Origin of the sequence: Hoyosella sp. YIM 151337 (assembly GCF_026041215.1) — a bacterium.
GTDB lineage: Bacteria > Actinomycetota > Actinomycetes > Mycobacteriales > Mycobacteriaceae > Hoyosella.
In genome coordinates this window covers 228811-240831 of record NZ_JAPEIQ010000006.1, presented here as the reverse complement: position 1 = coordinate 240831, position 12021 = coordinate 228811, and the positions used below count along the sequence as shown (strand labels likewise).

The window sequence follows — 12021 nt, the reverse complement described above, 5'->3', positions numbered from 1 at the left end:
CACAGGGCGCGAGTTCGCAGCCCGCCTAGCCAGTCGGTTCGCTCGCGCCATCCGTTGCCCGGTGCTCGTCCTGTGTCCGTTCGAGCAGCGCCGTGAAACCGGATAAGTACTGGTCAATGTCGATGTCACCGACAAGGTTCCGCTGGACCAGGAAGCCCGCCATGGCTCCGTAGAGAAACTTGCTGATCTCGCCAGGTTGTGCCGAGTTCGTTATCAAACCCGCGCGCTGCCAGCGGATCGCGATCGCTTCCCAGCGGGCACGCGCCGCGATGCCGAAATCGCGTGCTACGGCGCCGACTTGCGGTTCCCGCAACGCTTCTGACCACACGTGCATCGCAATCCGGGTGGGGTCAACGGGTTGCGCGGAGACAAAATCAAGCACCGACGTCATGACCTGGCGCAATGCCTCGACCGGCCGGGGTACCGGTTCGCTCACTTCAATCTGATCGAAGGCGCTGCTGAGGCCTTGGGAAACCCGCTCGGCCGTGGCCTTGATCAAGTCGATCTTCCCGGGAAAGTAGCGGTAGACCGCCCCGGCCGAAAGCCCGGCCTCATCGAAGATGTCCTGCATAGACGTCATGTGGAACCCGTCGCGCGCAAAGCAGCGCCAGGCGGCGGTGAGGATTTGCTCTCTGCGGGCGCTGAGGTGTTCTTCGGAGACGCGGGGCATGGCTGTGACCTTAATGACCTTAATCGGTGGCTGCTGACGATGGCCGGGGCTCTTGTGCGCCGGGCTACCCTTTGAGGGTATCAGAGAACGAGCATTCGTTTTTTAAGAGGAGTGATGACGATGGCAACGACTCACCCGCAAAGCGTCACCTGGCAGAAGGCGATTGGCATAGGCATGGCTGTCGCACTGGGTGTAGGACTGCTGGTAGCGGCCTTCGCATGGCCTGCCGCGCGTTCGGCACCAGCAAATATCCCTGTGGCCGTGGCTGGTCCACCTCCGGCGGTTGCCGAGTTCAGTGCTCAACTGCAGCAACGTGCACCTGGTGTTTTCGCGGCGCGCGAGGCGACTGACGCTGATGCAGCGGAGCGCCTCATTCGGGAGCGGGAGGTGTACGGGGCGTTCGTACTGGCCCCTGGTGCGCCGCCAGCGGTGATTACCGCGTCTGCGGCTAGCCCGGTGGTCGCGCAGCTTTTGCAGTCGGCTGCGGTGGGGCCGGTGGATCCGGCTGAAATGTCGGCGTCCGAGGTCACCGACCTGGTGCCGCTGCCGGAGAATGATCCCCGGGGTGCTGGATTTGCTGCCGCCGCGCTACCGATGGTGATGGGCGGCCTGCTCCTCGGCGTCGCGTGTGCATTGCTGCTGCCAAGTGCGGGCAAGCGGGCGGCTGGGCTCGCTACCGGCGCGGTGCTGTCCGGTCTGGTTATGGGCGGGGTGACGCAAGGGTGGCTCGGGGTGCTTGCCGAAAACTACTGGCTGAACAGCGCCGCAATTGCGCTAACGATAGGTGCGATCGCGGCGACTGTCGCGGGTCTGCACGCGATACTCGGCCGCGCTGGAATCGCACTGGGTGCGATCACCGTCTTTCTGCTCGGCAATCCCTTGTCCGGTGTTGCGGTGCCGCCTGAAATGCTGCCGAGTGGGTGGGGCGTGCTCGGCCAGGCGCTACCGCCTGGCGCGGGTGTCGCGCTGCTGCGGTCGGTCGCGTTCTTCGATGGTGCGGCGGCCGCGCGTCCGGTGTGGGTCCTAACCGCGTGGCTCATCGTTGGCCTTGCTCTGGTGCTGCTCGGGGGTGTGCGGACGCGGCTGACTCGGCGTGAATCGCCTCGAGTGTTTGCTGGCAGCTTGCTTACGCGAGTGTGATTCGCGTGTCGTCCACAGGGCCTGTGGACGACACGCCACCGCTTCCGCGACACGCCTTGTTGCCTCTTCGTTACGGCTTACAACCTGCGAATTTCAAAAATGTGATTACTAGATATGCGATTCGCTTGCGGTGTCAGACACTAGGTGTAGTGTTTAGACCAGAGCGGCACCCAAGGGGTCGGCGGTCGGAGGGGAAGCCAGCCGACGGCTTGCGAGGGAGCGTTCGGCCGCATTCATCAATGATGACGGAGCATCCGCACGGCGATGAGTGTTTTCAGATGCAAGCACCAGAAGTGTGCGCCCTTACCAAGAGAGGTCGGTAGCAGATGAGCATCACCGTCTACACCAAGCCAGCGTGCGTTCAGTGCAATGCGACCTACCGGGCCCTCGACAAGGCTGGCCTCGCATACGAGATCGTCGACATCACGGAAGACGCCGACGCACGCGACTTCGTCATGGCGCTGGGCTATCTGCAGGCTCCAGTGGTAGTGGCTGGCGATGCGCACTGGGCGGGCTTCCGGCCGGACCGGATCAAGTCGCTGGAAACTGCCGCTGCCTGACCTCCCGTGGGCGCACCTCACCGGTGCGGGAAGCGGTGTAAGGAATGGGAATGCTGGTCTACTTCTCCAGTATCTCGGAGAACACCCACCGATTCGTGCGCAAGCTCGACGTCCCCGCAGTCCGGATACCAGTCCACGGGCAGGACGGGAACATCGAGGTTAATGAGCCATTCGTTCTGGTGGTGCCGACATACGCGGGCGGGAAGGACGAGTGCGGCCGCCATGTCGGCGCGGTGCCGAAGCAAGTAATCCGGTTCTTGAACAATCCGCACAACCGTGCGCTCATCCGGGGCGTAATAGCTGCGGGAAACACGAATTTTGGCGACGCTTTCTGCGTTGCAGGAGACATCATCTCGAAAAAGTGCAAGGTTCCCTACCTGTACCGCTTCGAGCTCATGGGAACAGCTGAGGACGTTCACCGCGTCCGCGAAGGATTGGAAGAGTTTTGGCACCGACAGTGACTGCAACTGCGCCTGCCGCGTCAGCGCGCGCGGAGGGCGAGCTTGACTACCACGCCCTCAACGCGATGCTGAACCTCTACAGCCCGGACGGCAAGATCCAGTTCGACAAGGACCGGGAAGCCGCCCGTCAGTACTTCCTGCAGCACGTGAACCAGAACACGGTCTTTTTCCACGACCTCGACGAAAAGCTCGATTACCTCGTCGAGAACGACTACTACGAGCCTGAGGTCCTTGACCAGTACAGCCGCGAGTTCGTCAAATCCCTGCTCCAGCGCGCGTACGCGAAAAAGTTCCGATTCCCCACGTTCGTCGGCGCGTTCAAGTACTACACCTCGTACACTCTGAAGACATTCGACGGTAAGCGCTACCTCGAACGCTTCGAAGACCGTGTGTGCATGGTGGCGCTGACGCTTGCCGCTGGGGATGAGCGTCTCGCTGAGCGTCTCGTAGACGAGATGATTGCAGGCCGGTTCCAGCCCGCGACGCCCACCTTCCTGAACTCGGGGAAGAAGCAGCGCGGCGAGCCAGTGAGCTGCTTCCTCCTGCGTATCGAAGACAACATGGAGTCGATTGGGCGTTCGATTAACTCGGCGCTGCAGCTGTCAAAGCGTGGTGGCGGCGTGGCGCTGCTGCTTTCGAACATTCGTGAGCACGGTGCGCCGATCAAGAAGATCGAAAACCAGTCGTCGGGCGTCATCCCAGTGATGAAGCTGCTCGAGGACTCGTTCTCCTACGCCAATCAGCTCGGTGCTCGGCAGGGCGCTGGCGCGGTGTACCTGCACGCCCACCACCCAGATATTTACCGCTTTCTCGACACCAAGCGGGAGAACGCGGACGAAAAGATCCGCATCAAGACACTGTCGCTGGGCGTTGTGATCCCGGACATCACGTTCCACCTCGCGAAAAAGAACGAGGACATGTATCTCTTCTCGCCGTATGACGTAGAACGCGTTTACGGCGTGCCGTTCGCGGACATCGACGTCACCGAGAAGTACTACGAGATGGTTGACGACAAGCGCATCAGCAAAACCAAGATCAAGGCGCGTGAGTTCTTCCAGACCATCGCTGAGCTGCAGTTCGAGTCGGGTTACCCGTACATCATGTTCGAGGACACGGTCAACCGGGCGAACCCGATTAAGGGAAAGATCACGCACTCGAACTTGTGCTCAGAAATTCTGCAGGTTTCGACCGCGAGCGAATTCAACGATGATCTCTCGTACAAGGTCATCGGCAAAGACATATCGTGCAACCTTGGTTCGCTGAACATCGCCAAAACCATGGACTCGCCAGATCTCGGGGAGACCGTCGAGGTTGCGATTCGCGCGCTCTCAGCTGTTTCCGACCAGACGACGATTTCCTCGGTGCCGTCAATCGAAAAGGGCAACAACGAGTCTCACGCGATCGGCCTGGGGCAGATGAACCTCCACGGTTACCTTGCGCGCGAGTACATCCAGTACGGGTCCGAAGAAGGCATCGACTTCACGAACATCTACTTCTACACCGTCCTGTTCCACGCGCTGCGTGCGTCAAACAAAATCGCGATTGAGCGTGGAACGTATTTCAAAGGATTCCCCGAGTCGAAGTACGCAAGCGGTGAATTCTTCGACAAGTACACCGATCGGGAGTGGGCGCCGCGCACCGCGCGGGTGCAGAAACTGTTCGACGATGCGGGCGTTCACATCCCGACACAGCAGGACTGGCTGGAACTGAAGGCGTCTGTGCAGGAGCACGGCATTTACAACCAGAACCTTCAGGCTGTGCCGCCCACCGGGTCGATCAGCTACATCAACCACTCGACGTCGTCGATCCACCCGATCGCGTCAAAAATCGAGATCCGCAAAGAAGGCAAGATCGGCCGCGTCTATTACCCGGCGCCGTACATGACGAACGACAACCTGGAGTACTTCCAGGACGCGTACGAGATCGGCTACGAGAAGATCATCGACACGTATGCGGCGGCGACCCAGCACGTCGACCAGGGCTTGTCCCTGACGCTGTTCTTCAAAGACACAGCCACCACGCGTGATCTCAACCGGGCGCAGATCTACGCATGGCGCAAAGGCATCAAGACGCTGTACTACATCCGCCTGCGTCAGCTCGCCCTCGAAGGGACGGAAGTCGAAGGCTGCGTCAGCTGCATGCTGTAGCGCCGAGAAGCCAGTGTCATTCTGCCTCCGAAAAACGGAGGCAGAATGACACTATTTCCGCTTAGCCCGCCCGGCCCATCTTTGCGAGCAGCGCGGTCTGCCTATCGGCGCCAGCCGATGTTTCCAGCGCGGGTTTGCAGATGCCCTCCATGTACATGGTGTCGCCGAACGCAGCGACCCGTTCTTCAATTGCCTCCAGTTCTTCCTCAGTGAAGGTCGCTGCAAGGCCCGCAGCGGTCGCGATATCCCATCGGTGGACGAGGACGTCGAACAGGTAATACGTGTCGAACGTTGCGCCTATGGTTGTGGGGCCAAAGTAGCCGTCGAACCTCGCTGCCGTGAACTGCTCGTCAGCGAGCAGGCTCTGCACTCGTGCGCTGTGTGCAGCCCAGGCGGCATTGGGGTCGGAGGCATCCGGCTTAGGCCGGAGATCCACGCCGTGCTGGGCGAAGAAGTCTTGTTCGGTGTCAATGACATGCCGCACTACATCGCGGGCCGTCCAGCCTTCGCATGGTGACGGCGCGTCCCACCGCGCCATGGGGGTAGCAACGAGCACCGCTGTCAACCGGCCGCTGGCCCTCTCGAATCGCTCAGCGAGCGAACTCTGCGCTTTCGTTTCCATGCGCTAACCGTAGGACGCTCGGGCATGCTGGGAATTGATGAAAGCCGACAAGCCGCGTCCGCTCGACATGATCGAGCGAGCCCACCTGAAAACCCCCGGCGACACGTCGCACACGGTCTTTCGCTACGACCCGCCCGGCACGCTCACGCCGCTAGTACGCAGATTCTGGATACCGGTGTGGTCCGTCCCCGCGGGCAAGGAAGCGGTGCAGAGAGTGCTCCGCTACCCCGTAGCGCTCATCGTTATCAGCGATACCTACGCGCGCTTCTACGGTGTAGACCGCGGCCTGTCGACAACGACGCTCACCGGTGCGGGATGGGCGGTCGGTGCGATGCTGCAGCCGGCTGGCGGGGAACGCGTAGCGGGCGCGTCGATGGTCGCCTGGCGTGACAGGTTCACCGACTTGAGCGAAATCCTTCCCGAGATTGGCCCACCGCTGACCAGACGGGTCCGTGCGGTGATGGGAACCAATCCAGAAGAACCAGCGAACCATCACCGAGCGATGACAGCGCTCAGTGACGCGCTAGCGCCGTACTGCACGGGTCTGAGCGACAGACTCATCAATGACGTCGTTGCCTACATCGAAAATGACGCTGGGGTTATCCGTGTGGCACAGGTGTGCGAGAAATTCGGTGTGAGCGAGCGGCAGTTGCAGCGTTTGACGCGGCGGACGATAGGTCTTTCGCCGAAATGGATCATTCAGCGCCGTCGACTGCAGGAGGCGGCAGAACACCTGCGAGGGCCGCGCCGTCCACTGGCCGACGTCGCAGCTGACCTTGGGTACGCGGACCAGGCGCACTTCATTCACGACTTTCGTGCTGTCACCGGGATGACACCGGGCGACTTCGCGGCTCGTTTTGGCGACTGAGTTGCGTGGACTGGCACAAATTTCTTCGTTTCCATTCCGTTACTTTTAACTCGGGTTTACTGTAAAGGTGACGATCTTCGTACGCGCACGTTTTCTTTGTTGGGCATCCAGGAAAGGGGTACGTTATGTCGTCGATTCCGTGCCGGGCCGTGGTTGTCACCGCGTCAGCCGCAGGCCTCGTTCTCGCCGCATCGTCGATCGCGACAGCACAAGAGTTCGGTGAACTGCCGCAGGTCACCTCAGGGCACGCCGTCATCCAAGTCGCCTTCACGACGCCAGGGGGTTGGCAGCACGCTAAAGACTGTGACGTCACAGTCAGTGGAGAAAACACTTTCGTGCCAGTAAATATCACGCAGAGCAGCAGTCTTGTGGGCGGCGAGGAGCAATCGTTCACCTTCGCACCGTTGCCGCCGGGTGACTACACGGTCGAGGTTTACTGCGTCAATACCAACCCTAACCAGATTCCGCCGAATGAATGGAGTTTCTCCGAGTCGGGGGTCACAGTGACGTTCCCCGACGACATCTTTGAAATCATCGATCTCCTGGTGACTTACCTCAGCTGAACGCGGCGATACCGTCACGCCCCAGAAGTGCTAATCCCACATACGTTTGTGAAAGGAGAACGCGTGCCCAGAGTCATCCGCCCCCTGTTCGCGACCAGTGCGGCCGCTGCGGCAGCCATTGCTGCTCCCGCAGTGGCTGCTGCGGCTCCATTCGACTCTCAGCCAACAGTTCTGTTCTGTGAGAGTGGTATGGCTGCGGTTCAATCAGTTGTCCATACCAACAATGACGCGGTGCCACCCGGGGAAATCTTCTACGTGATCAATGAGCAGGGCGGCGACGGTGCGAATGTCGGCTGGCTCAACATCGACTCATTCCAGTTCGGCACTCAGCCGCTGATCCCCACTGAGTTCCTCGCGGACGGTGTCTTTGTGCCACTTACCCTCGCAGAGACCGGGCCGGGCACTGTTGTCTCCGTGGTGTACGGAGTCTACGAAAACGCGGCAGGCGAAATGTGTGGCGTGATACCTGGTTTCACCACGGACGCCGTACCCGCTGGAGGCAATGCAGATTAGTCGCGCTGACTGAGGAGCCGCGGGCGTTACCTTTGTATGCGTGCAACCCGACGAGTACCTTGCCGCGATCGTGCGCGATGGTGAGCTCATCGCCGCTCAGCCCATCGAAGCGCTTGACGTTCCCGTGCCGACGTGTCCGGGCTGGAAGCTGGAGCGTCTTGTGGCCCATCTCGGCCGCGTGCATAGGTGGGCCACAAGCTACCTCGCGGGCGGTGCAGAAGCCGCTGCGGCAGTATCGCAGGACAGTCGCCCGCCGTCAGGCCCAGCGATCATGCCGTGGTACCGAGAATCGTACGAAGCCCTGGTCGATGAACTCAATCGGCAGGATCCGGACGCTCCAGCCGACACGTTCACCGGTCCCAGTACGGCCGGCTTCTGGTTCCGGAGGCAGGCGCACGAAACAGCAGTGCACAGGTGGGACGCGGAGAATGCCGTGCTGCCAGGAGCAGCTAGCCGCATTGACGCCCGCTTGGCTGCTGACGGCATCGACGAGTGGCTCACCGTATTCGTGCCGAGGATTCTTGCGGGCACCAGGACCGCTGCGCTGCCCAAGGTTGCGCTACAGCTGGACTGCGTTGACGTCGATGCCGCGCGGTGGACGCTGACCATTGGCGAAGATGGACCAATTGTGCGTCGCGGCCGCGGCCGCGACGAGGCGCATATGGTGCTCAGAGGCGCAGCCTCCGACCTGCTGCTCGCTGTGTGGCGCCGGATGGGCCTTGACGGCAACGGCACTGGTCCGGTCGCGTCGGACGTCATCGAGATCACGGGTAACCCGGTCGGCCTCCGTCTCATTCTCGACGCAGTGCAGGTGCGGTGAGCCCCGCGCCTGCACACTCAGTGCGTTAGGACATGTCGAACACGAGACGAGCGTCGACCCGGCCATTCTCGACGTCACGAATGGCGTCATTGACCTCGTCCAGCTTGCGCGTGTGATAGTGGACCGACGTCTTGCCTGCGGCGTGCAGTTCGAACACTTCTTGCAAGTCGACGCGTGTGCCGACGATGGATCCGACAACTTTGATGCCGTTGAGCACGGTTTCGAAGATCGGCAGATTCATGTTGTTGTCAGCGGGCAGTCCGACGAGGACAAGCGTCCCCCCGCGTTTGAGTGAGCGGTAGGCCTGTTCGAACGATTTGGGGTTGACGGCCAGGGCGATCGCGGTGTCTGCGCCCCCGAGTCCCTGAATGTACTCGGCAGGATCCTTTTCGCGTGCGTTGAGGGTATAGGCCGCGCCGAGTTCGCGTGCCATGTCCAGTTTCTCGTCGATCAGGTCAACCGCGACAACCTGGGCGCCCGCGATCTGCGCATACTGCAGAGCGAGGTGGCCGAGCCCGCCGATTCCGAAGATCGCAACGAGGTCTGAGGGGCGCGCACCCGATACCTTGACTGCTTTGTACGTCGTTACTCCCGCACAGGTGAGTGGCGCCGCTTCGAAGGGATCGACGCCCTCGGGTACCTTGACGACATAGCGACCGTCCGCCAGCACGTACTCAGCCCAGCCTCCGTCGATCGAGTAGCCGGTGTTTTGCTGGCTCTCGCAGAGCGTCTCCCAGCCAGTGAGGCAGTATTCGCATTCACCGCAGGCGGACCCTAGCCACGGCACCGCGACCCGGTCTCCGGGCTTGACCCGCGTAACGCTTGCACCGGCGCTCTCGACGATACCCACGCCTTCGTGGCCGGGAATGAAGGGGGGAGCTGGCTTGACCGGCCAGTCTCCGTTGGCTGCGTGGATATCGGTGTGGCACAGCCCGGATGCTTCGATGCGTACGAGAACCTGGTTCGGCCCGGGGTCTGGTACGGTTCGCTCTTCGATCTCGAGGGGTGTGTGGAATCCGGTGACGACCGCAGCTTTCATTTGTTTCTCCATTAGTGGCGAGTCGGCTGACGGTTCAAGAGTCGCGTGTGCCGGGGGTTGCGCGCAGGGGCCGAAAGGCCTCAGTTCAGATGACGTTCGATCATCGGATCGGTCCGTTGATACGACACGCCGTGACACGCACCAGACCGGGGAATTCCATCAATGTAACTACTAGATGTTCCTGCTGAGCTAGAGTGAGCCCCTAGGTGTTGTGGTTCGCACCCCGGCGACTCTCGGGGTATTTCGGGCGCCCGCGCGACATTTGAGAGACTGGTAATGAGGCATCCTCTGACAGGAAGAAGCACCCATGACGATCACTTCGGATTCGCACACTCCCGCTGAAGGGGGCAAGGTCAAGCTGATCAGCCGCGTCTCGGCGATCAACTGGAACCGTGTGCCGGACGAGAAGGACGCGGAGGTGTGGGACCGGCTGACGGGCAACTTCTGGCTGCCGGAAAAAGTCCCGGTATCGAACGACATTCCGTCGTGGGGGACTCTGACGGAGCACGAGAAGCAACTGACTATGCGCGTCTTCACTGGTTTGACGTTGCTTGACACTATCCAGGGCACAGTGGGCGCGGTGAGCCTGATTCCCGATGCGCTCACTCCGCACGAAGAGGCGGTGCTGACCAACATCGCGTTCATGGAGTCGGTGCACGCCAAGTCGTACTCACAGATTTTCTCGACGCTGTGTTCGACCCGCGACATCGACGATGCGTTCCGCTGGTCGGAGGAGAACGAGAATCTGCAGCGCAAAGCCGAGATCGTCATGGAATACTACCGTGGTGACGATCCGCTGAAACGCAAGGTCGCGTCTACGCTCCTCGAATCCTTCCTGTTCTACTCAGGCTTCTATCTGCCGATGTATTGGTCGTCACGGGCAAAGCTGACGAATACCGCAGATATGATCCGGCTGATTATCCGTGACGAGGCGGTGCACGGGTATTACATCGGGTACAAATATCAGCGCGGGCTCGAGCTCGCGAGCCCGGAGACGCGCCAGGAACTCAAGGATTACACGTTCGAACTGCTTTTCGAGCTCTATGACAACGAGGTCGAATACACGCAGGACCTGTATGACGGTGTCGGCCTCACGGAGGATGTCAAAAAGTTCCTGCGTTACAACGCGAACAAGGCGCTGATGAACCTTGGTTACGAGCCACTATTCCCGAAGGACGAAACGGACGTGAATCCGGCGATTCTGTCGGCGCTCTCGCCAAACGCCGACGAAAATCACGACTTCTTTTCGGGTTCGGGATCCTCATACGTGATTGGGAAAGCAGTCAACACCGAGGATGAGGATTGGGATTTTTAGCTGAGCAAGCATGATCAGCGAGCCGTAGCGCAGCACAGTGCTTTCGAGCGAGTCGCGCGCAGTGGGTTCGTAGTCACCGGCCTATTGCACATCGCGATTGGCTACCTCGCGGTGCAATTAGTGATGGGCGGTGGCGACGTCGCGGCAGACCCCGACCCGTCGGGGGCATTCGCTGAAATGTCGCAGCGTGCCGGCGGGCAGGCGGCGCTGTGGGCGGCGTTTGGGTGCTTCGTCGCGATGGCGCTGTGGCGATTGGTGGAGACATTCCTGGGCCGTGTTGCGGACGGCGAGCAATCTGTGTCGCTGTTCCAGCGGGTGAGCGCATTCTCGCTCGCTGTTATCAACGCGGGCCTGGGTTACCTCGCGTTTCGCTATGCCACCGGTCAGGGTGTCGAAGACGGTGAAGCGGTGGCCTTCACCGGCCGTCTCATGCAGACAACTGCTGGGAGCGCGTTATTGCTGATCGTAGGCCTCGTCGTCGTGGGCGTCGGAGTCGGTTACATCTACAAAGGCGCGAATCGCAAGTTCATCGACGACCTCGTGGGCCGCGCCGGCGGCATGCTGCGAAAGCTGGGTATCGCGGGCTACGTAGGCAAGGGTCTGGTGATCCTGATGGTCGGGATTCTTGTGCTGGTGGCGACAGCACGTTCGCAGCCCGAGGAGGCTGCCGGGCTCGACGCGGCGCTGCGAACACTGGCAGCGCAGCCCTTCGGCCCGATTCTGCTCTACCTCGCGGCGTCCGGAATGGCGATCTTCGGGGTCTTCAGTTTGGCAATGGTGTGGCGCGCGAAAATGTAGCGAAGGGCCGGGCAAATTGCGGATCATACTGCTTCCGGAATTTGCCCGGCCTTTCTGCGTCACCGTTGTGATGCAGATGCGCGGCTCGGACTACTCGCCGGCTTCGTCACCGGTCGCAGCATCGTCGCCGACTGCATCTTCGGCGTCTTCCGTGCCAGCGGCCGTGGATTCGTCCACTGTTTCGTCGATTTCCGCTTCGCCGTTATCTTCGTCGGCGTCACAGAAGCCAAGCGACCCGGCAAAGTCGAAAGCACACACGAAGTCACTGATAACACCGCCAAAGTCGAGCGTCGGGGCGGCTTCGGTATCGTCCGTTTCTTGAGCGAATGCGGTGCCTGTTCCGGCGAGCATGCCGCCCGATATAAGCGCTGCAGCAGCGCCAGTTGCAGCGAATCGTTTGATCGACTTGCGCATGGATGTAACTCCTGTGCTTGGGTGCAAATTTCACGATCGAGCACGGGTGGTCCCACCGCGCGTAGGGCGGAGTGGGTAATTCTTACGACAC

General features: G+C 61.0%; 14 protein-coding genes. 10 read left to right on the top strand and 4 right to left on the bottom strand.

Annotation, left to right across the window (positions count from 1 at the left end; genetic code table 11):
- Positions 1-25: 25 nt before the first annotated feature.
- A complete protein-coding gene (locus tag ONR57_RS02535) occupies positions 26-670 on the bottom strand; it encodes a TetR/AcrR family transcriptional regulator (protein WP_265121296.1) in 645 nt (214 codons plus the stop codon).
- Between the two features lie 120 nt (positions 671-790).
- Between ONR57_RS02535 and ONR57_RS02530 the strand changes: the two genes are divergently transcribed.
- From ONR57_RS02530 to nrdE, 4 genes are all read left to right on the top strand, one after another.
- Positions 791-1810: a hypothetical protein gene (locus ONR57_RS02530; RefSeq protein WP_265121295.1), complete on the top strand. Its 1020-nt coding sequence runs from the start codon at positions 791-793 to the stop codon at positions 1808-1810.
- 326 nt (positions 1811-2136) lie between these two features.
- On the top strand, positions 2137-2370 hold the full coding sequence (nrdH, locus tag ONR57_RS02525; RefSeq protein ID WP_265121294.1) for a glutaredoxin-like protein NrdH: 234 nt from the start codon (positions 2137-2139) through the stop codon (positions 2368-2370).
- A 44-nt stretch (positions 2371-2414) separates the two neighbouring features.
- Complete coding sequence (nrdI, locus tag ONR57_RS02520; RefSeq protein ID WP_265121292.1) at positions 2415-2831, top strand: class Ib ribonucleoside-diphosphate reductase assembly flavoprotein NrdI; 417 nt, start codon at positions 2415-2417, stop codon at positions 2829-2831.
- Positions 2816-4978, top strand: coding sequence for a class 1b ribonucleoside-diphosphate reductase subunit alpha (gene nrdE / locus ONR57_RS02515; RefSeq protein WP_374116372.1), 2163 nt, complete (start codon positions 2816-2818; stop codon positions 4976-4978). The genes nrdI and nrdE overlap by 16 nt, the downstream gene beginning before the upstream one ends.
- 61 nt (positions 4979-5039) lie before the next feature.
- Here nrdE and ONR57_RS02510 read toward each other — a convergent pair whose 3' ends face one another.
- Positions 5040-5600, bottom strand: coding sequence for a maleylpyruvate isomerase family mycothiol-dependent enzyme (locus tag ONR57_RS02510; protein ID WP_265121290.1), 561 nt, complete (start codon positions 5598-5600; stop codon positions 5040-5042).
- A 37-nt stretch (positions 5601-5637) separates the two neighbouring features.
- Between ONR57_RS02510 and ONR57_RS02505 the strand changes: the two genes are divergently transcribed.
- The 4 genes from ONR57_RS02505 (at position 5638) to ONR57_RS02490 (ending at position 8364) form a co-directional block, all read left to right on the top strand.
- Positions 5638-6468, top strand: a complete 831-nt coding sequence (locus ONR57_RS02505) for an AraC family transcriptional regulator (protein WP_265121289.1) — start codon at positions 5638-5640, stop codon at positions 6466-6468.
- Between the two features lie 125 nt (positions 6469-6593).
- Positions 6594-7031 carry a hypothetical protein gene (locus tag ONR57_RS02500; RefSeq protein ID WP_265121288.1) on the top strand — a complete coding sequence of 146 codons (438 nt, stop codon included), beginning with the start codon at positions 6594-6596 and terminating at the stop codon, positions 7029-7031.
- 63 nt (positions 7032-7094) lie between these two features.
- Positions 7095-7544 carry a hypothetical protein gene (locus tag ONR57_RS02495; RefSeq protein WP_265121287.1) on the top strand — a complete coding sequence of 150 codons (450 nt, stop codon included), beginning with the start codon at positions 7095-7097 and terminating at the stop codon, positions 7542-7544.
- Between the two features lie 40 nt (positions 7545-7584).
- Entirely contained in the window at positions 7585-8364 is a 780-nt protein-coding gene (locus ONR57_RS02490; RefSeq protein ID WP_265121286.1) for a maleylpyruvate isomerase family mycothiol-dependent enzyme, read from the top strand.
- A gap of 25 nt (positions 8365-8389) precedes the next feature.
- On the opposite strand, the gene adhP is transcribed toward ONR57_RS02490, so the two are convergent.
- Positions 8390-9403 (bottom strand): alcohol dehydrogenase AdhP, encoded by a 1014-nt coding sequence (adhP, locus tag ONR57_RS02485; RefSeq protein WP_265121285.1) that lies wholly within the window; start codon positions 9401-9403, stop codon positions 8390-8392.
- Positions 9404-9710: 307 nt separating this feature from the next.
- On the opposite strand from adhP, the gene nrdF reads away from it, so the two are divergent.
- Both nrdF and ONR57_RS02475 read left to right on the top strand, forming a co-directional pair.
- On the top strand, positions 9711-10718 hold the full coding sequence (gene nrdF / locus ONR57_RS02480; RefSeq protein ID WP_265121284.1) for a class 1b ribonucleoside-diphosphate reductase subunit beta: 1008 nt from the start codon (positions 9711-9713) through the stop codon (positions 10716-10718).
- Entirely contained in the window at positions 10719-11516 is a 798-nt protein-coding gene (locus ONR57_RS02475) for a DUF1206 domain-containing protein (RefSeq protein WP_265121740.1), read from the top strand.
- A gap of 90 nt (positions 11517-11606) precedes the next feature.
- On the opposite strand, the gene ONR57_RS02470 is transcribed toward ONR57_RS02475, so the two are convergent.
- A complete protein-coding gene (locus ONR57_RS02470; protein ID WP_265121282.1) occupies positions 11607-11930 on the bottom strand; it encodes a hypothetical protein in 324 nt (107 codons plus the stop codon).
- Positions 11931-12021 lie beyond the last annotated feature (91 nt).